The 24,789-nt window shown below is 34.8% G+C and carries 22 protein-coding genes; all 22 read left to right on the forward strand.

The annotated features are described in order from the left end of the window. Positions 1 to 31: 31 nt before the first annotated feature. On the forward strand, positions 32 to 1,336 hold the full coding sequence (gene murA / locus AB1279_RS01235; protein WP_429757559.1) for a UDP-N-acetylglucosamine 1-carboxyvinyltransferase: 1,305 nt from the start codon (positions 32 to 34) through the stop codon (positions 1,334 to 1,336). Between the two features lie 212 nt (positions 1,337 to 1,548). Then, positions 1,549 to 2,562 (forward strand): stage II sporulation protein D, encoded by a 1,014-nt coding sequence (gene spoIID, locus AB1279_RS01240; protein WP_429753042.1) that lies wholly within the window; start codon positions 1,549 to 1,551, stop codon positions 2,560 to 2,562. A gap of 181 nt (positions 2,563 to 2,743) precedes the next feature. Further along, entirely contained in the window at positions 2,744 to 3,751 is a 1,008-nt protein-coding gene (locus tag AB1279_RS01245) for a LytTR family transcriptional regulator DNA-binding domain-containing protein (RefSeq protein WP_429757560.1), read from the forward strand. Positions 3,752 to 3,984: 233 nt separating this feature from the next. After that, positions 3,985 to 4,827: an ATP-binding cassette domain-containing protein gene (locus tag AB1279_RS01250; protein WP_429757562.1), complete on the forward strand. Its 843-nt coding sequence runs from the start codon at positions 3,985 to 3,987 to the stop codon at positions 4,825 to 4,827. Continuing rightward, complete coding sequence (locus AB1279_RS01255; RefSeq protein WP_429754399.1) at positions 4,827 to 5,534, forward strand: ABC transporter permease; 708 nt, start codon at positions 4,827 to 4,829, stop codon at positions 5,532 to 5,534. The genes AB1279_RS01250 and AB1279_RS01255 overlap by 1 nt, the downstream gene beginning before the upstream one ends. Before the next feature lie 162 nt (positions 5,535 to 5,696). After that, the gene (locus AB1279_RS01260) at positions 5,697 to 6,626 is read left to right on the forward strand and encodes a peptidoglycan DD-metalloendopeptidase family protein (RefSeq protein ID WP_429757563.1); all 930 of its coding nucleotides are present in this window, start codon (positions 5,697 to 5,699) and stop codon (positions 6,624 to 6,626) included. 141 nt (positions 6,627 to 6,767) lie between these two features. After that, positions 6,768 to 6,902, forward strand: a complete 135-nt coding sequence (locus AB1279_RS01265; protein WP_195933967.1) for an ABC transporter ATP-binding protein — start codon at positions 6,768 to 6,770, stop codon at positions 6,900 to 6,902. Between the two features lie 327 nt (positions 6,903 to 7,229). Beyond that, the gene (gene spoIIID / locus AB1279_RS01270; RefSeq protein ID WP_020061467.1) at positions 7,230 to 7,502 is read left to right on the forward strand and encodes a sporulation transcriptional regulator SpoIIID; all 273 of its coding nucleotides are present in this window, start codon (positions 7,230 to 7,232) and stop codon (positions 7,500 to 7,502) included. 158 nt (positions 7,503 to 7,660) lie between these two features. After that, positions 7,661 to 8,662, forward strand: coding sequence for a rod shape-determining protein (locus AB1279_RS01275; RefSeq protein ID WP_336482203.1), 1,002 nt, complete (start codon positions 7,661 to 7,663; stop codon positions 8,660 to 8,662). A gap of 539 nt (positions 8,663 to 9,201) precedes the next feature. Beyond that, the gene (fabZ, locus tag AB1279_RS01280; protein WP_020061470.1) at positions 9,202 to 9,636 is read left to right on the forward strand and encodes a 3-hydroxyacyl-ACP dehydratase FabZ; all 435 of its coding nucleotides are present in this window, start codon (positions 9,202 to 9,204) and stop codon (positions 9,634 to 9,636) included. Between the two features lie 370 nt (positions 9,637 to 10,006). After that, complete coding sequence (locus AB1279_RS01285) at positions 10,007 to 10,681, forward strand: CpsD/CapB family tyrosine-protein kinase (protein ID WP_429757564.1); 675 nt, start codon at positions 10,007 to 10,009, stop codon at positions 10,679 to 10,681. A 60-nt stretch (positions 10,682 to 10,741) separates the two neighbouring features. Further along, a complete protein-coding gene (locus AB1279_RS01290; protein WP_429757565.1) occupies positions 10,742 to 11,485 on the forward strand; it encodes a YveK family protein in 744 nt (247 codons plus the stop codon). Between the two features lie 174 nt (positions 11,486 to 11,659). Then, positions 11,660 to 12,427, forward strand: a complete 768-nt coding sequence (locus AB1279_RS01295) for a tyrosine-protein phosphatase (RefSeq protein WP_429757566.1) — start codon at positions 11,660 to 11,662, stop codon at positions 12,425 to 12,427. Between the two features lie 215 nt (positions 12,428 to 12,642). After that, positions 12,643 to 13,524, forward strand: a complete 882-nt coding sequence (gene galU, locus AB1279_RS01300; protein WP_429757567.1) for a UTP--glucose-1-phosphate uridylyltransferase GalU — start codon at positions 12,643 to 12,645, stop codon at positions 13,522 to 13,524. A 19-nt stretch (positions 13,525 to 13,543) separates the two neighbouring features. Further along, a complete protein-coding gene (locus AB1279_RS01305) occupies positions 13,544 to 14,230 on the forward strand; it encodes a sugar transferase (protein ID WP_429757568.1) in 687 nt (228 codons plus the stop codon). 18 nt (positions 14,231 to 14,248) lie between these two features. Continuing rightward, complete coding sequence (gene fcl / locus AB1279_RS01310; protein ID WP_429761268.1) at positions 14,249 to 15,193, forward strand: GDP-L-fucose synthase; 945 nt, start codon at positions 14,249 to 14,251, stop codon at positions 15,191 to 15,193. 30 nt (positions 15,194 to 15,223) lie between these two features. Further along, on the forward strand, positions 15,224 to 16,300 hold the full coding sequence (gene gmd / locus AB1279_RS01315; protein ID WP_429757569.1) for a GDP-mannose 4,6-dehydratase: 1,077 nt from the start codon (positions 15,224 to 15,226) through the stop codon (positions 16,298 to 16,300). Between the two features lie 458 nt (positions 16,301 to 16,758). Further along, positions 16,759 to 17,883, forward strand: coding sequence for a glycosyltransferase family 4 protein (locus AB1279_RS01320; RefSeq protein ID WP_429757570.1), 1,125 nt, complete (start codon positions 16,759 to 16,761; stop codon positions 17,881 to 17,883). 33 nt (positions 17,884 to 17,916) lie between these two features. Further along, the gene (locus AB1279_RS01325) at positions 17,917 to 19,065 is read left to right on the forward strand and encodes a hypothetical protein (protein ID WP_429757571.1); all 1,149 of its coding nucleotides are present in this window, start codon (positions 17,917 to 17,919) and stop codon (positions 19,063 to 19,065) included. A 1,512-nt stretch (positions 19,066 to 20,577) separates the two neighbouring features. Then, positions 20,578 to 22,128: a murein biosynthesis integral membrane protein MurJ gene (murJ, locus tag AB1279_RS01330; RefSeq protein WP_429757572.1), complete on the forward strand. Its 1,551-nt coding sequence runs from the start codon at positions 20,578 to 20,580 to the stop codon at positions 22,126 to 22,128. Positions 22,129 to 22,261: 133 nt separating this feature from the next. Further along, complete coding sequence (locus tag AB1279_RS01335; RefSeq protein ID WP_429757573.1) at positions 22,262 to 23,443, forward strand: glycosyltransferase; 1,182 nt, start codon at positions 22,262 to 22,264, stop codon at positions 23,441 to 23,443. Positions 23,444 to 23,541: 98 nt separating this feature from the next. After that, positions 23,542 to 24,783 (forward strand): glycosyltransferase family 4 protein, encoded by a 1,242-nt coding sequence (locus AB1279_RS01340; protein WP_429757574.1) that lies wholly within the window; start codon positions 23,542 to 23,544, stop codon positions 24,781 to 24,783. Positions 24,784 to 24,789: the final 6 nt, after the last annotated feature.

Here is a 24,789-nt window from a genome sequence, read left to right on the forward strand (position 1 = left end):
TATGTGAAAAAAGGACACGGAGGGGAATAACTTGGAAAAGATCATCGTCCGTGGCGGAAAGCGGTTGAACGGCACAGTGCGCGTAGAGGGCGCAAAAAACGCTGTATTACCTATAATCGCTGCAGCCCTATTAGCGAGTGATGGAAAGAATGTACTATCTGAAGTACCAGAACTTTCAGATGTATACACAATTAATGAAGTATTACGTCATTTGAATGCAGAAGTATCTTTTGCAAACAATGAGGTAACAATTGATGCATCCAAAGAACTAAACATCGAGGCACCATTTGAATATGTACGTAAGATGCGCGCGTCCGTTCTTGTAATGGGACCGCTTTTAGCACGTAATGGTCGTGCACGCATTGCGCTTCCTGGTGGTTGTGCAATCGGTTCACGTCCAATTGACCAACATTTAAAAGGCTTTGAAGCTATGGGAGCAAAAGTAAAAGTTGGTAACGGGTTTGTTGAAGCGTATGTAGACGGTAGATTAACAGGTGCGAAAATTTACTTAGATTTCCCGAGCGTAGGGGCAACAGAAAACATTATGTCTGCTGCTGTATTAGCAGAAGGGACAACAGTGCTTGAAAACGCAGCAAAAGAGCCAGAAATCGTAGACTTAGCGAACTTCTTAAACGCAATGGGCGCAAAAGTACGCGGCGCTGGAACTGGCACAATTCGTATTGAAGGTGTCGATAAATTATATGGTGCAAACCATTCAATTATTCCTGACCGCGTTGAAGCAGGAACATTTATGGTGGCAGCAGCAATTACAGGTGGAAACGTGTTAATTGAAAATGCTGTACCAGAACATTTACGCTCTATTACAGCGAAAATGGAAGAAATGGGCGTTACAATTATTGAGGAAAACGAAGGTGTACGCGTTATTGGCCCAGATGAGTTAAAAGCGGCTGATATTAAAACGATGCCACACCCAGGATTCCCAACAGATATGCAATCACAAATGATGGCATTATTATTAAAAGCGAACGGCACAAGCATGATTACGGAAACAGTATTCGAAAACCGCTTCATGCATGTGGAAGAATTCCGCCGTATGAATGCGGATATTAAAATCGAAGGCCGTTCTGTAATTATGAATGGACCAGGTAACCTGCAAGGTGCTGAAGTAGCAGCAACAGATTTACGTGCTGCAGCAGCATTAATCTTAGCTGGTTTAGTATCTGAAGGTCATACGCGCGTAACAGAATTAAAACATCTTGACCGCGGATATGTAAATTTCCATGGCAAGTTAGCTGCATTAGGTGCAGATATTGAACGTGTAACTGAACAAGTGGAAGAAGTAGCAGAACAACAAGTATCTGATCTTCACGCTTAATAGGGATAGCTTCTATGCTTTGGCATGGAAGCTATTTTTTTATGTATTGTTACTGTTATAGTCAGAAAACAGAATATTTATGCCTGTTTCATTACAAATATTCTAAAAATTTAAATTCGTGTCATGTTAGGAAGAAGAAAAAGAACTTGTTCTAAATGCTTGTCTTACTCCATAAGAATGAAATGAGTCTAATTTCATAGTGGAGGAAAGCAATGAAAACTACGAAACCAATTATGGTCATCGTAACGCTATTAGTAGCGTTAGTGATTATCGTACCAAGCATGCTTGTTTTTCCGTTTGCAAAAGCGAAAGAGGAAAAGCATAATACGCCTTCTGCTCCTCCAGCAGCGCAAAGTGCGCAAGCTCCTTCTCCTACAAAAACAAATGTGCAAGTATCTGTGTATCGCAGCAAACAAAAGAAGGTTGAAACTGTTGGAATTGAAGACTATGTTGCCGGAGTTGTCGCTGCAGAAATGCCAGCAAGTTTTGAAATAGAAGCATTAAAAGCACAGGCATTAGCGGCACGTACATTCGTTGTGAAGCGGATGTTAAGCGGGCAAAAGCTTCAAAATAAAGCAGATGTAACAGATACAGTAGACAATCAAGTGTACAGAAATAAAGAAGAGCTAAAAGAACAATGGGGAAAAGAGTATGAAGGCAAAATGCAGCGTATTGAAGAAGCGGTATCGAAAACAGCCGGACAAGTTTTAACGTATGAAGGGAGTCCAATTACAGCGTCATTCTTCTCGACAAGTAATGGCTATACAGAAAATGCCGTAGATTATTGGGGCAGCGACTATCCATACTTAAAAAGTGTAAGTAGTCCGTGGGATCAACAAGCACCAAAAGAACAAACCTTTACTGTTGCTGACTTTCAAAAGCGCCTTGGCGTGAAAGTATTAGCAAATGGTAATGTTGGCAACATTAAAGAACGTACAGAAGGAAAGCGCGTAAAGGAAGTTGAATTTCAAGGGAAAATGTTAACGGGAAGAGACGTACGAGATAAGTTAGGTTTACGTTCTTCTGACTTTACGTGGAAGCAGCAAGGAGACCAAGTTATTGTCACAACGAAAGGTTATGGTCACGGCGTTGGGATGAGCCAATATGGTGCCAATGGAATGGCCAAGGAAGGTAAGACGTATACAGATATTGTTGAACATTATTATAAAGGCGTGGCAATTTCAGCATTGAATCAGTATGAGGGAAAATTAACGGCGAAGAAGTAAAAGCATAGCGCAGAAGCGTTATGCTTTTTTTCGTGCGTGACTGAGGAGTTCTAATTTTGTCGAATGGTCTTTAAATGGTATCAAAGCGCCGATAAGTGATGTAAAATCCGCATAAAAGAATCATAATTTTCCAAATGATGTTTGATATAATGGAATAAAAAACCAAAGTAGAGGTGAGAGGATGGCGTTATTAGAACTGAACCAATTGGCAAAGACGAATGTTTTGCCATCTATTCAGTTAGAAATTGAGAATGGGCAGTGTGTTGTGCTGCAATGCAATAATCATATTGGTAAAACGCTGCACCGCATTATCATGGGAGAAGAAGAAGCATCGACGGGGACAGTATTGTTTGATGGCCAGCCGCTTGGGAAACATTCTTTTTCTCGAATCGGTTTTTGTTTTTTAGATGATGAGGCGTACGAACGACTCACGGTAAAAGATTACTTTACTTTTTGGCGAGGATTGTATGGTAATGGATTATCGGTAGATGAAGTTGTCCAGTTTGTGGGCCTTTTGGATAAAAAAGAGGTAAGAATAAGGGAGCTAACCTTTTCTGAAAAGCGCCGCCTTCATATTGGGAGAAGTATGGTACATAATCCGGAGCTTGTTATTTTGGAAGAACCGGAACAAAACGTAGATATTGAAAGTACAATTATTATTCGAAATGTCATTACGAAGTTAAAAGAACAGGGAAAAGCTGTTTTTATTACTTCTGCCTTTCTTTCAGATGCTTTATCTTTAACGGAGGACGTGTACGTATTACATCCAGATGGCGTGAAAAAAGTGGAAATTGAACAAGAAGAACAGATAGAGTCTGAAGACGAAAAGGTAATCGAAATGATTCCGCAAATGAAATTAGAACGCATCCCGGCAAAAGTAAACGATAAAATTATTTTATTAGATCCAATGGAAATGCAATTTATTGAAACACAAAATGGAATTACACATATTCATGTGCGTGATGGTGATTTTACTTGTGCACTTACGTTAAGTGAATTAGAGGAGCGATTAAAAGGCTTCGGATTCTTCAGGTGTCATCGCTCTTACCTTGTGAACTTACAACGTGTACGAGAAGTGATTACATGGACGCGAAACAGCTATAGTTTAATCCTAGATGATGAACGAAAAACATCAATTCCGCTGTCAAAAGGAAGAATGGATGAATTGAAAGATGTAATTGGACTGTAAATGTATGTTGCGTTAACCCTGATATTACTTCACTCGCCTCTTATGGTGTTTCAATGAGCTGAAATTATGCGCCATTCACCGGTAAAAATACTCCTTTTACCGGTATTTTACTGCAAAACCCTTTTGTTTTTCATATGATTGACTCAAGAAAAGCGTAAACAAACAAGCGGAGGCGGCTAGCCAGTCGCCAAAGCGCATTTTATCTATAAATGAAAAGCAAAGGGGATGACGAAATGACGTTGGCAATTGAAATGAAAGATGTGATGAAAAACTTCGATAGCAAAACAGCGCTTCGCAATGTAAATATTGAAGTAAAGAAAGGAGAAATCTTCGGGTTTCTTGGTCCGAGTGGATCTGGAAAAACAACAACTGTAAAAATATTAACTGCGCAGTTACTTCATAGTGTAGGAACGGTAAAAGTGCTAGGACAAGATATTACAGGGCCAGGCAGCATTGATTATAAACGAATTGGTATTTTAACAGATAATAGCGGTTTATATGAAAGACTTAGCATTTATGATAACTTACTATTATTTTGTGACTTATACGATTGTAAAAAAGAACGAATCGATGAAGTATTAGCACAAGTGAACTTATTAGATGATAAAAAGACGCAGGTGAAAAAGCTCTCAAAAGGAATGAAGCAGCGCGTGACGCTAGCGAGGGCCATTTTGCATAAACCCGATATTCTTTTCTTAGATGAACCAACATCAGCGCTTGATCCGGTGAATGTTCAAAACATTCATAATATCTTAAGGGATTTAAATAAAGAAGGAACGACAATCTTCTTAACGACTCACAATATGGATGAAGCAGAAACACTTTGCGGCCGCATCGCGTTCTTATGCGGCGGGGAAATTGTCGCACTGGATACGCCAGAAAACTTACGACTGCAATATGCGAAAGATAAAATTGAAGTTGTGTTAAAAGATAAGAAAAAAGAAACAGTGCAAAAAGATGAATTAGGAGCGAAACGTATTTCAGAATGGATGAGAAAAGGTGAATTACTATCAATTCATTCTTATGAGCCGACGTTAGGGGACATTTTTATTGAAGTAACTGGGAGGGGATTATGATGACATTTTCTATGAAGAGGTTTTCGGCGATTGTTCGGAAGGAAATATATGATGCAGGGAAGAATTCACAAGTTTTAATTATGGCGCTGCTGCCAATTCTACTCTCTCTTTTCTATAGTAATATGGGTTCACAGAAAGAGTTTTTAGCTAGTTTTACGATTTCAATGACGCTTACAATGGTAGGATGTTATGTGCAAGCTATTATTATTGCTGAAGAAAAGGAAAAGCATACATTACGTGTCTTGATGTTATCACCGGCAAATCCATTGGAAGTTATTTTAGGGAAAAGTATATTAACGATAGTATTCGTCATAGCAGCAAGCTTCGTTAGTTTATTAATTTTAGGAACTTTAAAAGGAAACATTGGAATGTTAGTTCTAATTATTCTATTTGGTACATTGTTATGTATTGTATTAGGTACAATTGTTGGGTTATTATCACAAAATATTGCACAGACATCCATTATAGGTCTGCCGGTATTCTTATTGTTTATGATGGGACCGATGTTACAAGGGTTTGTAAAAAATGAAGTTGTAATAAAAACGGTTAGGCTTCTTCCGACAAATCATATTACAGAGGGTCTCGATAAAGCAATGCGTGGAAAGGAATTCTTCGCTATTCAAGAGCATTTAATTAATAACGCCATTTGGATGGCAGCGCTGATGGTGATTTGCTTCTTCGTCTACAAAAAGAAACAACTAGACTAAAAAACTGAGCATTTTGGCTCAGTTTTTTCTTTTTTTTATCATTTCCTCGGAAATTTTGTAATTCAGATGCATAATTTTACAAATTTTGTCGAAAAGTAATCAGTTTTAGATTGTATAGGATGGATGAATCTTGTTCAAAATGATTGCTGAGGTGATGATAGAATGAGAGAGAGGGAAAACAAGAAGTCTTCTCGAAAAGTAGTGCATTTATTTCAAAAGCGTTGGGTATTCCCGACACTATACATTGTGTGTGCAGCGGTAATTTTAACAGTTGCATTATGGTATCAGGCAACGAATACGAAAAAGACGCCTGATAAAAATCAAGCAGCGCCGCAAAACGTAAGTGAAATTCCTACAATGCCAGTTACAAAATCTTCAGAAGTTGTGAAGATGCCAGCTGCAAATGCAGCCGACGTTGTTGTAAAGAAGAAGTTTTACGAAGATAAAGCAGCAGCCGAAGAGCAAGAACAAGCACTTGTCTTTTATAACAACACATACTCTGCGAATAAAGGAATTGATATCGCAGCAAAAAATGGGAAAGAGTTTGATGTCATAGCGGCATTAAGCGGTACCGTTACAAAAGCGGAAAAAGATCCACTTCTTGGCTATGTTGTAACAGTTGACAGCGGCAATGGCGTTACAACGTTTTATCAAAGCTTAGGCAGTGCAAAAGTGGAAAAAGGCGCGAAAATCAATCAAGGTGAAGTGTTAGGAAAAGCAGGGCAAAGTGAAATGAACAAAGAAGCAGGCTATCACGTTCATTTCGAAGTTCGTAAAGAAAACGTTGCAGTAAACCCAGAGAATTACTTCGACAAGTCTATTGCGGATATTAAAGTTGAAAAGCAAGAAAAGAAAAAAGAAGAAAAATCAACAAATGGCGCAACTGATGATAAGCAAAAAGAAGAGAAATCAACAAACGGCGCAACGAATGATAAGCAAAAAGACGAGAAGTCTACAAACGGCTCAGCTGATGACAAGCAAAAAGAAGAAAAATCAACAAACGGTTCAGCTAATGACAAGCAAAAAGACGAGAAGTCTACAAATAGCTCATCAAGTCAAGATGATAGCTCTTCTGCTGACCAAGGAGAGTAATATACGAAACCATCAGCCCTCTATACGAGGATTGATGGTTTTATTTTTATATAAAAATAATTAATATCTTTAAAAAACCTGTAACAGCAAGGAAATTGGACAGAATTCTCGAATATATATTACTAAAAGGAGGGGATTACTGTGTCATTGCTATTTGTTCTGTCGATTGCACTTATTTTATTGTTTGTTTTATTTTCATTATATTATTTAATTACGAGCAAAAGAGAAGTCCCCCGTCAAAGCCTTTGGGAAGAAAATATAGATCAAGAAGAATGACGCTTTCATCAGGCGTCATTTTTTTTGCCCCTTAAAGGGCCTATATAGGAAGAAAAACTTTCATTTTCACAGATTTCTCATGAAAAAATGTAATTTTTGTCAATGTAGTCCGCAAAAATACAGAACTTGTAGCATATAAATACAATGCGGGCAATAGAATGGTATAAACCAAAGCAAAGAGAGTGTTTGAGGTGAGAAATCGTGGATCATTTTATTATAAATCCCAGGAAGTATAACGCTTACAAACAGCATTCGAACGTACAGCCTAGTCATATGCAGCGAGTCTCATTTCACCCTTCTCACATCCAATTTAGGGAGGCGAGTGGTGTGCACGATTACATCAAAGAGAGAACAATCAAGATTGGGAAGTATATCGTGGAGACAAGAAAAACAGTTCGTGTGATTGCAAAGGAATTTGGTGTATCAAAAAGTACTGTGCATAAAGATTTAACAGAACGCTTACCAGAAATTAATCCAGAGCTCGCAAATGAAGTGAAGGAAATTCTTGATTATCATAAGTCAATTCGCCACCTCCGCGGCGGCGAAGCAACGAAGCAAAAGTATCAAAAAGAGGATACAGAAAAAATCGTGCGTCAATAATCTGACAATCAGCAAACATTCCTAATAAAAGGTGAAAAAATTAGGTAGAATTCATTTCTTCAATATTACGTTTCTACAAAGAGTATGCTAAAATTAGAAATTAGGTGTAAAGTATTCGGGTTTAGCCTGATTTATATATTGAGGAGGAAAACACAGGAATGTTTGCGAGAGATATCGGAATTGACCTTGGCACGGCCAACGTATTGATTCATGTAAAAGGTAAAGGGATTGTATTAAATGAACCGTCTGTTGTGGCAATTGACCGCAATACGGGAAAAGTATTAGCGGTAGGTGAAGAAGCAAGACGCATGGTAGGGCGTACACCTGGAAACATTGTAGCGATTCGTCCGCTAAAAGATGGTGTAATTGCTGATTTCGAAATTACAGAAGCGATGTTAAAACATTTCATTAACAAACTAGACGTAAAAGGCTTCTTGTCAAAACCTCGCATTTTAATTTGTTGTCCAACAAACATCACATCTGTAGAACAAAAAGCGATTCGTGAAGCTGCTGAGAGATCGGGCGGTAAAAAAGTATACTTAGAAGAAGAACCAAAAGTAGCTGCTGTTGGTGCTGGTATGGAAATCTTCCAACCAAGCGGAAATATGGTTGTGGATATTGGTGGAGGTACAACTGATATTGCGGTACTTTCTATGGGCGATATCGTTACCTCCTCTTCCATTAAAATGGCAGGCGATAAGTTTGATATGGAGATCCTAAACTATATTAAACGTAAGTATAAGCTATTAATTGGAGAACGTACAGCAGAAGATATTAAAATTAAAGTAGGTACAGTGTTCCCAGGTGCACGCAGTGAAGAACTTGAAATTCGCGGCCGTGACATGGTAACAGGTCTGCCTCGCACAATTACAGTATGCTCTGAAGAAATTACAGAGGCATTGAAAGAAAACGCAGCTGTTATTGTACAAGCTGCAAAAGGTGTATTAGAACGTACACCGCCTGAATTATCTGCTGATATTATCGACCGCGGCGTTATTTTAACGGGCGGCGGCGCACTACTGCACGGCATTGACATGCTTCTTGCAGAAGAATTAAAAGTACCTGTATTGATCGCGGAAAATCCAATGCACTGTGTAGCAGTTGGAACGGGTATCATGCTTGAGAACATCGACAAGTTACCACGCCGCGCTTTACTATAAGTAACAACGAACGTTAGGCAATATGCCTAACGTTTTTTTATTTCGCTAGTTACGGAAAGCAAGCCCTCCGCCTCAAGATTCAAAGAGAAATGAAGAAGATAGATGAAGAAAAAACCACTGATAGAAGATTTACTATATATTTATCTCTAAAAATATATAGTTTTTGCGAAAAATGTAGAAATATAAAGGAAATTGGAGAAAAATAAGCCTTTACTGATATATTTTAGCAAATTTGCCATTTCCCATATTGGAAGCGCTTATACTATAATGAAGCCGAATACGACACATGAGGTAATGTGCCTCCCGGCATATTACCTTCCCCTAACTTGGGCATATGCTCTTTTCTGCCTCCATGTCAACCGTAGTTATTTCTGTTATACTAAAATTTGTAGGAAAGAAAGAGTATATGCATTTTTTTAAAGCGACACGAAGCAGGAAGGACTGCTTCGTTTTTTTCATAATGACAAACAATGAATAAAGTGGGATAATAATATATAACCAAGTACTAAGACTAATTTCTAAAAAAGGAGCGATACATAATGTTGAACATAGAGCAAATTAAAGAAATTATCCCGCATCGCTATCCATTTCTACTTGTTGATCAAGTTCTTGAAGTAGAAGAAGGAAAACGTGCGGTTGGTATTAAAAACGTATCTGCAAATGAAGAATACTTTAACGGTCATTTTCCTGATTATGCAGTAATGCCGGGAGTATTAATCGTTGAGGCACTAGCACAAGTCGGAGCAATTGCTGTTTTAAAGAAAGAAGAAAACCGCGGCCGTCTTGCTTTCTTTGCTGGTATTGACAACTGCCGCTTCAAAAGACAAGTACGCCCAGGGGATCAGCTTCGCTTAGAAGTAGAAATGACGCGCGTACGCGGTCCGATTGGAAAAGGAAAAGCAGTCGCAACAGTAAATGGCGAGATTGCTTGTGAAGCGGAAATTACATTTGCGCTTGGAGATAAAAAGGAATAATTTGAAAAAGAACACTCGGCAGAGTGTTCTTTTTTATGAAAAAATTTCACTATGTGTATATTTTAAAGTGAGAATAGTTCATGGAATAAAACCTGCTGTACATAACATCTTAATGCGTTTTCTCAACAATTTAAAGAATATACTGAAAATATAAAAATAAACGTGTTGATAAATAATTATATTTTATGTATGATTTGTATATCCGATTCATTATAAAGAACGATATTCTCATAAGAAAAGAAAAATAGGCTTTTTGGGTTATGAACGAGTGATGTACAAGGACTTTTATAACACAATGTTCTTATATAAGAACATTAAGGGTGATGGATTTTAAAATGTAAATAATGTTCTAGAGGAAGAGAGGATGTTTATGTTCACGAAAAGAGGAAAAGCAGTTCGTCAGTTAATTACACATATAAAACCAAAATCGCAAATTGCTGAACAATATCGTAACATTCGAACTAATATTCATTTTTCTACAGTTGGAAGTGACATCCGTTCCATTCTTGTTACATCTCCAAGTGCAGGAGAGGGAAAAACAACGACAATTGCCAATTTAGCGGTTGTATTTGGACAACAAGGAAAAAAAGTACTCGTCATTGATGCAGATATGCGAAAACCAACGTTGCACGAGCTTTTTCAAGTAGATACTTATTATGGTTTAACAAGTGTCTTATCCGGACAAGCATCTTTAGAAAAATGTGTACAAGAGACGGATATGGAAAATGTCTCGTTTTTATCATCTGGTCCTCTTCCGCCGAATCCAGCAGAGTTATTAGGATTTCGGATGATAGAAGATGTGCTGCAAAAGGCGTATCAACAATTTGATCTTATTTTAGTCGATACACCACCTGTTCTTGCTGTAACAGATGCACATATCCTTGCTAATCAATGTGATGGTATTATCCTTGTCGTGCGCAGCGAATCGACAGAGAAAGAGAAAGCTGTAAAAGCGAAACAAGTGCTTGAGCATGCATCTGGAAAGGTATTAGGCGTTATCTTAAATGCCAAAGAAGAATCGAAAAGTAAATATGGCTACTATTAATATCATATTTTCATAAAATGATTTCTTTTGTACGTAAAAAACTGAAAGATGGAGGAACTTATGGAGGAAACGATTAGTTTAAAAGAGTTATTTCAAATTTTACGAAAACGTTTAGTAATGATCCTTTCAATCACATTTAGCGCAGCCATCATTAGTGCAATTATAAGCTATTTCTTTATGACGCCAATTTATCAATCTTCAACGCAAATTCTTGTGAACCAGAAGAAGCAAGAAGGAGCAGCTCTGCAAATCAGTGACGTACAAACCAATGTTCAATTAACAAATACATATAAGGTAATCATTAAAAGTCCAGTTATTTTAGATCAAGTGAAAGACAAACTGAAGTTAAATACAGGAGCGCAAGATTTAACACAGAAGATTGACGTTACAAATGAGAAAGATTCACAAGTCATTTCTGTTACAGCGCAAGATAAAGATCCGAAAGTAGCACGCGATATTGCGAACACAACAGCAGAAGTGTTTCAAACTGAAGTAGCAAAAATTATGAGTGTCGATAACGTAACTGTATTATCGAAAGCAGAAGTAGTAGAGCATCAATCACCAATTAAGCCGCGCCCAACGTTAAACATTGCAATTGCCTTTGTTGTTGGATTCATGGCTTCTATCGGTCTTGCATTCTTACTAGAATACTTAGATAACACATTGAAAAAAGAAGAGGATATTGAGGATTTACTTGGCTTACCTGTATTAGGGATTATAGCTCGTATGGATGAAGAAGGAAAAGAACCAAAAGCATATGGAGCAGCAGCGAAGAAAGTAAGGGGACATTCCATTGGTTCTTAATGCTATCAACGCATCGCATATAGCCAGTCAGAGCAAAAAGAATGAAGGGGCTTCTTACTACAGTACAAACAAAAGAGGTGTGTGCTCTGTACACATCTCTTCCAAGCTGATTAAACATATTTACATATATAAATGTGAATATAAGAATGTATAAATTCGGAAAGGAAGAAAAGCATGATTGATTTGCATTGTCACATTTTACCGGGTGTTGATGACGGACCACAGACCGTAACAGAAAGCATCGCAATGGCAAAGCAAGCTGTCGCAGAAGGAATTCATACCATTGTCGCCACTCCCCATCATCAAAATGGAGTATATGTCAACGAACGGATAGGGATTCTTAACCTGGTAAAACATTTTAATGGGATATTGAGAGAAAGTGATGTGGCATTGAAGGTTTTACCAGGCCAAGAAATTCGTTTATACGGTGATTTGTTAACAGACTATGAAATGCATCAAATCGTCACATTAAATGAAACGAATACATACATTTTTATTGAATTTCCATCCAATCACGTACCACGTTATGCAGAACAAATGCTGTACGAATTACGAATGAAGGGATTAATCCCTATCATTGTTCACCCAGAGCGCAATGCACAGTTCATTGAGCGACCTGATCAGTTATACAATTTCGTCAGCAAAGGAGTGCTCACCCAAGTAACGGCAGGGAGCTTACTTGGGAACTTCGGAAAGAAAATCAAAAAATTTTCACTGCAACTCATCGAACACAACTTAACGCATATGATCGCATCTGATGCTCATAACACAACAACAAGAGCGTTTCATCTCCAAGATGGCTATGATGTCATCGGAAAAGAATTTGGCACCAGTATACTCATGCACTTCAAAGAAAATCCATATTTGATTATCAGTGGTAATTCTATTTATAAAGAAAGTCCAGAACGCATTCGCCGTAAAAAACTATTCGGCATGTTTTAACGTATCGTTTGGTGATGTCTCCTAACCATTATCAACGGAGGCACTCGGTTGTGCTGTGGGTAAAAATACCTTAGACGCGTGTCGTCGAGAGCATGATGTGAGGGTGGGTTAGATGCCCAATATTTTTAAATAAAAGCTCTAGCTATGGGGTTGTTTAGGGGGACGCTATAGCTAGAGTTTTTGTGATTTAGATATATAAGCTAGGGGGATTAAGAATGAAGCAAGTAAGAAAAGCCATTATTCCAGCAGCTGGGCTTGGAACACGATTCTTACCAGCGACAAAAGCAATGCCAAAAGAAATGTTACCCATCGTTGATAAACCAACCATTCAATACATCGTAGAAGAAGCTATTGTTTCGGGAATTGAAGATATCATTATCGTCACAGGGAAAGGGAAGCGTGCCATTGAAGATCACTTCGATCACTCCTTTGAGCTAGAGCAAAACTTATTAGAAAAAGGAAAGTATGACGTACTTGAAAAAGTACAAGAATCTTCGAAGATTAATATTCACTACATACGTCAAAAAGAACCGAAAGGACTTGGACATGCAGTATGGTGTGCCCGCAAATTCATTGGGAATGAGCCCTTTGCTGTATTACTCGGCGATGACATCGTCCAAGCAGAAACACCGTGTTTACGTCAATTAATAAACGAATATGACGTAACAAAATCTTCTGTCATCGGAGTGCAAACAGTACCTGAAAACGAAACGCACCGCTACGGCATCATTGATCCAATCCAGCAAAATGACCGCCGCTATCAAGTTCGTACCTTCGTAGAAAAACCAGCGCAAGGAACAGCACCATCGAATCTAGCCATTATGGGCCGCTACGTCTTAACACCAGAAATCTTCATGTTCCTAGAAGACCAGCAAACAGGTGCGGGCGGAGAAATTCAGTTAACCGACGCAATTGGGCGCCTAAATGAAATTCAGCGGGTGTTTGCTTATGATTTTGAAGGTACTCGCTATGATGTTGGAGAGAAATTTGGATTTATTAAGACAACAATTGAAATGGCGCTTCAGCATGAGGAATTAAAAGAAGAATTGATGAAATATATGAATGAATTGGTGCGGGAAGGCAGCGTGCATGCATAAGGAGTGAGGTGGGAGAGCATTGGACTTGATGGAAGTATCAAGTGGGAATGTGGCGAAAAAAAAAGAAAGATTGCTAACTCGAGAAGAAGTAAATGCTCGCAAAGGATACTTAATCATGAAACGTTGCATCGATTTCATAGGAGCTTTATTTGGACTTATACTATTATTTCCTATTTTTGTGATTATACCGCTACTTATTAAATATGAAGACTCAAAAGGTCCGGTATTTTTCAAACAAATTCGTGTTGGAAAAGACGGAAAAGAATTTTACATGTATAAATTCCGCTCTATGGTAACAGACGCGGAAGAGCAGTTAAAGGATTTGTTAAAACATAATGAAGTATCAGGTGCGATGTTTAAGATGAAAGAAGATCCGCGTGTGACGAAGATTGGAAAATTCATTCGAAAAACGAGTATAGATGAGCTGCCTCAGTTATTAAATGTATTAAAAGGTGAAATGAGTTTAGTAGGACCACGTCCACCGCTGCCGAGAGAAGTGAAAGAATATACTGCTTACGATAAACAGAGGTTACTGGTTACACCAGGATGTACTGGGCTTTGGCAAGCGACGGAGAGAAATAGTGTCGGGTTTAAAGAGATGGTGGAACTAGATTTAGAGTATATACGAAATAGAAGCATTTTATATGATGTCAAAATCGTTTTAAAAACAGTAAAGGTATTGTTAGGATCAAATAATGCCTTTTGAAAAGGGGTCAGATAAATGATGGAAAAAGACTCTAACATTTACGTAGCAGGTCATCGTGGTTTAGTCGGTTCAGCCATTTTACGTAAACTACAAGAGCAAGGATATACAAATCTAGTATATAAAACGAGTAAAGAGCTAGACTTACGTAATCCGCAACAGGTAGATACGTTCTTTAAAGAAGAAAAGATCGATTATGTATTTCTAGCAGCTGCAAAAGTAGGCGGAATTGTCGCAAACAACGAATATCCTGCTGATTTTATTCGTGATAATTTAATGATTCAAACGAACGTAATTGATTCCGCATATCGCTCAGACGTGAAAAAGCTACTATTTCTAGGAAGTACATGCATTTATCCAAAAATGGCTCCACAGCCGTTAAAAGAAGAATATTTATTAACTGGTGAATTAGAGCCAACAAATGAACCATATGCAATCGCAAAAATTGCGGGCATTAAAATGTGTCAATCGTATAATCGCCAATACGGAACGAAATATATTTCTGTCATGCCAACAAACTTATATGGACCTAACGATAACTTTGATTTACATACATCACATGTATTGCCAGCACTTATTCGTAAGTTCCACGAAGCAAAAGAAAACAACGCTGAATTTGTAGAAGTATGGGGAACAGGCACACCACTTCGTGAATTCTTGTATTCTGATGATCTAGCAGATGCGTGCGTCTACTTAATGAACCACTATGAAGGCAATGAAATTGTAAATATTGGTGTAGGTGAAGATTTATCGATTAGAGAACTTGCGGAAAAAGTAAAAGCAACAGTGAGCTTTGAAGGTGAACTTCGCTTTGATATCTCTAAACCAGATGGTACACCTCGTAAATTAGTAGATATTTCGAAACTTAATTCTTTAGGCTGGAAAGCAACGACTTCTTTAGATGAAGGATTGAAGAAAGCTTATGAGTGGTTTTTACAAACTGAAAAAGAACTCGTAAGAAAATAATAAATTACATTACTTGGGGGAACAGACAGTATGAAAAGAGCACTTATTACAGGCGTAACAGGACAAGATGGATCTTACTTAGCAGAGTTCTTACTAGAAAAAGGATACGAAGTACACGGCATCATTCGCCGTAGTTCTTCCTATAATATGGAGCGTATTGAACAGTTAGTAAATGAAGAAATGGAAGGATTAAATAATCAAGAAAACTTCCACCTTCATTATGGTGATATTACAGATACATCAAACGTCATTCGTTTAATTAGTGAAATTCGCCCAGATGAAATTTATAACTTAGGTGCACAATCACACGTAAAAGTATCATTTGATGTACCAGAATATACAGCAGATGTAGACGGTGTAGGAACATTGCGTATTTTAGAAGCAGTACGCATCTTAGGATTAACAGAAACAACGCGTATTTACCAAGCTTCAACGTCTGAGTTATACGGTAAAGTACAAGAAGTACCGCAAACAGAAACAACACCATTTTATCCACGCTCTCCGTACGGCGTAGCGAAAATTTACGGTTTCTGGATTACGAAAAACTACCGTGAATCCTATAACATGTTCGCAGTAAACGGTATTTTATTCAACCACGAATCAGAACGCCGCGGAGAAACATTCGTCACAAGAAAAATTACACTCGCAGCAGCACGCATTGCACAAGAAAAACAAGAAACATTATATTTAGGAAACTTAGATTCCCTTCGTGACTGGGGCTATGCAAAAGATTACGTAGAATGCATGTGGTTAATTCTACAACATCACACACCAGAAGACTTCGTCATTGCTACAGGCGAAATGCACACCGTTCGTGAATTTACAACATTAGCATTCAAACATGTGGGCATTGAACTGGAATGGGTGGGAGAAGGTATAGAAGAAAAAGGCATCAACAAAGCAACTGGTAAAGTAGTTGTAGCAGTTGATCCTAAATTCTTCCGCCCAGCAGAAGTAGAACAATTATTAGGAGATCCAACAAAAGCGAAAACGTTATTAGGTTGGAATCCAACGAAGACTTCTTTTGAGGAGCTTGTTCGTATTATGGTTGAGGAAGATATGGGGAAAATTGAGAAGGAAAATAAATTGAAGACCATGTTTGATTGATCTAGATAGAGTGATAGAGATTTAATAGGTTATTACATTGGTACAAATTGCATAGTCGGATTAGAGGTGAAGCTTAGTAATTACACTCAATCACAATTTTAAGTGTAACAGCTATAATTGATAAAAGTTTGTATCCAGCGCCAAGATTTTTAAAAGTTTATTTCCATACTAGATGATATAGTCAATGGATTATTATTTACATTCATTAAAGTTATAAGGACTTTGCTTGTTTTATATTTTATATAGGTGTGATTTTTTATATTGTGATTGGGAGTTTGTTGATGATTAGATAAAAGTAGTTTGATGAGAAATTTAACACAACTTCACTAATTAGGAAGGTTGCTCAACAAAATTTAATTTTTTAGTAGTAAGTTCTAATGGTAAAGAGAGGGTAATTTTGAATAGTTGGTATATATGATAATAGATATCAAAAAGTTAAATGATTAGAAGGGGTATATATGAGAGTAGGAATTAATTTACTTTGGGTTAAACCTGGTAAAAGTGGTGGAATTGAATCATATATTAGAAATCTATTGGATGGTTTTAGTAATGGTGAATTTAAAGAGATTAATCAATTTGTACTATTTGTATCTTTAGATAATCATGAGACGTTTGAAACATATATAGATGATAAGAAATTTATAAAAGTAATATGTAATATTAAAAGTAGTGATGTTGCTAAAAGGATAATATGGGAGAATTTATTTTTAGACAAATATGCAAAAAAGAATGAATTAGATTGTATGTTTATTCCTGTATATAGCAAACCTTTATTACATAAAGGGTCATGTGCGTATATAACAGTGATTCATGATTTACAAGCGTTGCACTATCCGGAATACTTTACTAAAAAGAAATTACTTTGGTTAAAATTTGCGTGGAAAAGGGCAGCTCAAACATCTAATAAAATAATTGCCATATCAAAATTTGTAAAAGGTGATATTGTTGATAAATTGCATATTAATCCTTCTAAGATAGATGTTATTTATAATCCAATTAAAATAAGTAATAGTCACAACGATACTGTAATTGGGATTGATAAATATAATATTAAAAATAAAGAATATTTTTATGCAGTTTCTTCGATGTTACCTCATAAAAACTTAAAAACTCTTATTTATTTAATAAAAAAAATAGTAGATGATGATATGGATAGATTACCTAAAAAGCTTGTGCTTTCTGGGGTTGGTGGAAGCCAAGAAAGAGATCTTATAGAATTGATTAAAGAGTTAGGGATTGAACGTAACGTAATACTGACTGGATTTATCAGTAACGAGGAAAGAGATAGTTTATATGCAAATGCTTTCGCATTTTTGTTCCCAAGTTTATTTGAGGGATTTGGTATGCCTGTTATAGAAGGCTTGATGCAAGGTATCCCTGTCATAACAACTAATGTAACTTCAATTCCTGAGGTTTCGAAGATGCAGGCTACTTATGTAGAAGACCCTTTTTCACTTGAAGAATGGGTTGAAAAAATTTATATAGCTATGGCTAAACCACCACAAGAATTTTCAGGGGAAAATTATAGTATTGAAACTATTTCAAAGCAATATATAGATAGATTTTTAGAATTTAAAAAATAGAAACTATTTTGTTACTTGAGTGAGGGTTAATTTATGAGCATAGCATCGTATTTAAAAAGAATATATATTAATCAAGTTAAAGACCACATTAATGAAATTGATCCTACTAAACTATGGGCTTTTTTATCGTATATTCCTGAGCCTTATATGAAGAAATCAAATAGTAAGTATATGTTAAAACATCAAAATAGACGTGAAGCAATTCTAATAGGGGAGACGTTTAATGAATTAGGATATAATACTTTAAATATGCGTTTCGATAAAAAATTTTCTGAGGAAACTCTATATCAAAAGCAATGTAAAATTGTCTTTGGTATAGAACCTAATTTTAGGGAAATGGCTCAATCTTGTAAGAGTGCTTTGAAAATTTACTATGCAACCGGAGCGTATTACTCTCATCAAAATCATATGGTTATTTCTAGGACGGATGATGTAAATGAGAGGAAACAATCGAATATTCCATATAAGCGATTAGTAGGAGAACATAATAGTATAGATATAGCTGATTATGTAATTCAAATTGGGTCAGATTTAACCATTGATACTTACCCAGAACAATACAAAGAGAAAATATTTCCAATCAGGCAATCTTCTTTTGAATTTTTAAATTTAGATTTTGCTCAAAAGTCTCAAGTCAGTTCTAATCAAAATTATTTGTGGTTTGGTAGCCATGGTTCAATATTAAAAGGATTAGATCTAGTACTTGAATTTTTCTCGAATAATCCTAGTTTGAATCTTCATGTTATTGGTAATGTTGATAGGGAATTTGAACAAGTATTCCATAGAGAATTACATGAAACAAAAAATATACATTTTCATGGATATATTCCTATAAATGGCCTAAAGCTTTTGGAGATTGCTAATAAGTGTGCATTTATTATCTTTCCATCAGGTAGTGAGGGTGGATTACCCGGTAGTGTGATTAATATGATGAGATTAGGCTTAATTCCTATAGTGAGTAGGTATGCAGCGGATAATAATGTTAAGGAACTAGGAGTTTTAATGAACGACGTTACAATGGGAGAAATAGAAAAGGCGATACACCTCTCACAAGAAATTGATAAAAATGAAATTATGAATTTATATGATAAAAATTATAAGTATGTAAAAGAAAATTATAATTTGGAAATATTTAAAATGGACTTAGCAACTTCATTACAAAAAATTTTAAAAAGGGTATAGTCGACTTTTAATTTTTAATTTAGTGTTGGAAAAAACATATGCCCAAAAATTTATGATTATTATCCTAATTTAGAAAAAATAGTATACATACAAAAGTAGAATGTGCATTTGAATCACAAAAAATTTTAAAAAGTTATTCGAGACAACTATTAACTAAAAAAGAGTTTGTCTATATTACATGTGTTTAAAGAGAGTGGGCTCTATGAGGAATATTTTTGTTAAAACAGCTTTGTTTATATTTTATCTCTTGTTCTTAATGTCATCTTATGATAGTCCATTGCTGGGGAATTTGAGGTATGTAAGTATAGGGTTTATTAGTTTTATTTTTCTTCTAATTTATATAGCAATGTATGTTTGTAACAAAAAGGAATTGACGATTAATAGAGTGAGTGTACGACCGGTAATTTTTATGAATTTTATTTTGTATGTAACACTTGCTGTAATGTTGTTTTTTTCACAATATCAGTCAGTTTCCATAGTTAAATACTTGTCATTAGTATACTTGTTCATACTTACATTCTTTATATTGCCGTATTTAATTAGTTTTATTGGTTTAAAATCTAATACAAGAATACTAATTATAAGCATATTTTTATCTATACTAGTTTCATTTATTATTAATCCATATGGATATACGGATAGCGGTGGTGCTAGGTATGGAGTTGATGAGCGGTTAAAACTCTTTTTTGATACACCGAATACATTAGGGTCATTTAGTTGTTTAGGATTAATGTTAGTATTCTATAGTCTATATAAGAATAATTTTAAATTTAATATGCGATATCTGGTTTGTTCAGTTTTTTTTATAACATTTTTAATAAAGTCAGATACCAGGACGTCTATATATGCTTTAATAGCATTTGTTGTAATTCTTATCTATAAAGTGACTTTTAAAAATAAATATTTTAAGCCAATAAAGTACTTATTTGCAATTGTAATAACAGCATGTATCGGTGTGTATATTTACATGAATTATAGTTATGATGAACTAAATTATATTCTAAGTTTTAGATTAGATTATTTTAAGTTAGCGTTGAAACAACTAGTTATTAATGACTCTGTGTTAACTGGTAATGGAGCTTACTTAAACTCACAGATAGATGTTTTAGGTATTAGAGTGATTGACAACGGGTATATTTACACGCTGTATCAAAACGGGTTGATCTCTCTTTTAATATTAGTATCATTACTGATTACAATTTACTTTTTATTAAATAAGTATATTCTTGATTATAAAGATAAGATTTATATGTCAACGTACTTCTTGATTTTTCTCTTCATTTGTTTTTTTGAAAATAATCTTTTAAATTTAAGTGGCCTATATTGTATAGTAACGTACACGTATATATACTTTTTTTTACAATATGGCTATAGGTACGATGAAGAATATGTATAAAAAACGAGCGAAATAGAAGGAAATATAGTTTTATAAATACATTTTATATAGTTGTTTAAGATATAGGTTTATTAAATGGAAAAATTATCAAATTGAATAATTTAATGGAGTAAATTATGAAAAAAGAAAAAGTTATAAAATCTACATTAGTAATTGTAATTATAACCATACTTAGTAGAATTAGTGGATTTTTTAGGGATGCATTGATTGCTAGTAAGTTTGGAGCCACGTATTTAACAGATGCTTATAATGTAGCTTTAACTATACCGAATATCTTTTTTAACATTATAGGAATAGCAGTTTCGACTGCTATGATTCCTATTTTAACTTCAATTTATAAACAAAAGGGTAAAGAAGCTGTATTTAAATTTACAAATCAAACAATTTTTTCGTTATTAATAATTATGATTGTGTTATGTTTATTAGCATTTGCATATACAGAGGAAATAGTTAGGGTATTAGTTCCAAATTTCTCAGGAGATGAATACTTTTTAACGCTATATCTTACAAAATATAGCTTAGTGAATATTTTATTTATGAGTTTAAATAGTGCATATACTGCACTGCTTCAAACTTTTAATAAGTTTGGAGTGCCTGCGTTAGTAGGGTTTATTGTTAACCTACCAATAATAGTATATTTGCTTTTTAATAACCAGGCTAATATTGAAGAATTAATGATAGTCACCGTTATTGGTTTCGGTTTGCAAATTATCGTACAAATGCCTTCATTAATCAAGATGGGATATAGAATACAGTTTCACTTTGGTTTTAAAGATGGGAACTTTAAAAAACTACTCCAATTAATTTTTCCTGTTCTAATTGGAAGTGGGGTTAATCAAATTAATACATTTGTTGATAGATATATGGCCTCTTATCTTCCGGCAGGAAGTATAGCTGCTATGGATTTTGCGACTAAGTTGAGTACTAGTATTTATGCTATTTTTGCTTATGCTGTTGTTACAGTTATTTATCCGCTATTATCATCGATAAAAGTACAACAAGATTCTCAAAAATTAAACGAATTTGTGTATAAGGGTATAAATATCATTAATATCATTACGATCCCTTCTGCTCTAATTATGATGGTTTATAGTCAGGAGATGATAACATTAATCTTTAAAAGAGGGGCTTTTGATGATAAAGCTGTGCATATGACTTCAACAGCTTTAACGTATCTTTCTGTCGGAATTATTTTTTGGGGCATAAGAGACATATACAATAGAGTCTTTTATACGTTTAATGACAGCAAAACTCCTATGATCAATGGTATAATAGGGGTTTTTACTTGTATAGTAATAAACATACTTATTGTTGAGAGAGTGGGTATAGCAGGGTTAGCGATTTCTACAACAGTCTCGTCTATAGTGACAACTTGTTTATTACATAAATCCATTTCTAAAAAACTTTCGGGCTTTGAAAATAGATTTTTGTTAAAAAGTGTTTTTAAAATAACAATAGCGTCTGTTTTGTTAATTATCATTAGTATTAGTCTTGAAAGTCTAATTTTTATTCACTTATTTAATTCAATAATAGCTTTGATTATTAGTATATGCATAGCTTGTGTATGTTATGTATTCATTTTATTAAAGTTAGAAATACGAGAGGTTTCTATTATTTTTGAGATATCGAAAAATAAAAGAAATATAGCGGAATCTTCAGTTAGTTAGTTGTTTAATAGATTACTGTTATTACAAATTTAAGATGATCTAAGAAGTTCTATGAATTTTTGTTTAATTATAAGGTTTAAAAGTACACTGGTGTATTAGTTCAATCTTACATACTAGATAAGGATAGGTGGAAATGGAAAAAATTCTTTATGTTGCCTTTATTAGGGAGGATTCGGAGAGTTTAGGTTTTGTAAAAAAAGTGTATGCTCAATGTAGGGCGTTATCTAAATTAGGGAGTAAAAGCTATCTGTACATTTCACGTAAAGATAGCGCTGAATTATATGAATTTAGTGTAGAAAAGGTAGAGAAAGTATATTCTCTTAAATATTCTGATTTTTCTTGCTTTAAAGAAACAAACTTCCTTTTAATGAAAGCTAAAAATTTATTACGATTTCGTGAATATTTATTGGGCTTGTACAAAGTTATAAACCTTATTGAACCTAATAAGGTTTATATTCGGAGAATTATCCCAGTGACCAATAGCCTTGTAAAATTAGTAAAATATCTAGATCAACAAGGGATTAAAACTTTTTATGAATATCCAGATTTTCCTGATATACCGTGGATAAGACCCGAGAAAAAAACTATTTCTAATCAGGTGAAATATATTTTTGAAAAAAAGCAGGTTGCAAAATTAAAAAAATATCTGTATAAGCTTGTTGCTATATCTGTAGATGAGTCAATAACAGATGAACATATAGAGATAATATATATTCGTAATGGAATTGATATTAATAATATCCCAATGACTATGAGAGAAAAACAAGAAAGTGAAATCAACCTAGTGGGTGTTGCTAATATAGGTTTTTGGCATGCCTATGATAGGGTAATTAAAGGATTATATGAGTATTATCATAAAAATTCTAACCAAGTGAAAGTAAAGTTCCACATTGTGGGTGATGGGAAAGGAAAAGAGCAGTTAGAACAAATGGTTAATTACTATAATTTGAAAGAGTATGTAGTTTTCCATGGATCAAAAAATGGTCAAGAGTTAGATGTAATATTAAATCATAGTGATATAGGCATAGGGATTTTAGGGAATCATCGGAAAGAGTTATATGGTGATTCTTCATTGAAAAATAGAGAATACTGTGCTAGGGGTATTCCTTTTGTTATTGCTGCAAAAGATTTAGATTTTCCTGATGAACTGGAATTTGTACATCGTATAAAAGCGGATGAATCTGCAGTTAATATAGAAGAATTAATAGCATTTTATCATAATTTAGATGAATTAAATTTTAGGAGAAATATGAAGATATATGCTGAACAAAATTTACAGTGGGAAGACAAAATGAACCCGATTATATGTAATTAAAGCTTTCTATTGTTTTTTCGGTTAATTTAAATTATTTGTTTAATATTTTAATTAGAATAAGCAAGATACTTTTACATGAATAAAGAGGGATACATTAAATGAGAAAAATAGTTTTTGTAATTAATTATTTCTACCCTGATTTCGCCTCTACAGGCCAACTAATGACTGAGCTTTGTCTAGATTTACAAAATGATTTTGATATAACTGTTATTGCGGCTCAGCCTAATTATGCAGGTGAGGAAGTAAATACAAAAAAATTATTTGAAGAAGATCGTTTAGAGAATATGAAAATCATTCGAATTCGTTTACCTGAAGTTGATAAAACTTCTAAACTGAGCCGAATGAAATACATATTCTCTTATTTTATTCTAGCTAATATTGCACTTTTAAAAGAAAAAGGCGTAGACCTTATTTATACGATTTCACAACCGCCAGTTTTAGGTGGATTAATTGGTACAATTGGTAAATTTCTAAAGAGAACAAAGCATGTTTATAATGTTCAAGATTTTAATCCTGAACAAGCAGCTGCGGTAAGTTATACAGATAAACAATCTATATTTAAGATTGCTAAAAAGATAGACATGTTAAATTGTAACTGTGCAGATTGTGTCATTGTTGTTGGTAATGATATGAGTGAGACTTTAAAACAAAGATTTGGTGGAAAGAAAGCCCCAAATTATGCTGTTATTAATAACTGGACAAATGAGCAAGAAGTTGTTCCTTTGAATAAAACGAATGAGCATGTTCAACAATTTTTGAAAGAGAATAACTTAGAAGATAAGTTTATTATTATGTATTCAGGGAATGTAGGTTTATATTATGATCTTGAAAATATCATTAAAGTCACGGAGCATTTTAGGGAGCATAAAGATCTAGCTTTTGTATTTATTGGTGAGGGTGCAGTAAAGAAGGACATGCAAGAATATGTACATAACAACAAAATTTCAAATGCGTTCTTCTTACCATATCAACCGAAAGAGTTCATCAAGTACTCTTTAAATGCTGCCGATGTTCATTTAGTTGTTAATCAAAAAGGAATTAAAGGTGTTTCCGTTCCAAGTAAGATTTATGGAGTAATGGCTGCTGGGAAACCAATTTTAGGTGTTTTAGAGCAAGGTAGTGAAGCGCAAATGCTGATTGAGAAAAGTAATTCTGGAATTGTAGTAGAACCGCAAGATTATGAAGGGATTATTCAAACAATCGACCAATTTTATCAAATGGATAAGGATAAGATAAAAGAGTTAGGACTCAATGGTCGTGAGTATTTAGATGAGAATCTAAAACGTGAGATTTCCATTAATAAATATCGTAACTTATTAAAGCAGATATCAGAATCCTAATGTTAC

The organism is Bacillus sp. S14(2024) (assembly GCF_050473785.1).
Taxonomy (GTDB): domain Bacteria; phylum Bacillota; class Bacilli; order Bacillales; family Bacillaceae_G; genus Bacillus_A; species Bacillus_A yunxiaonensis.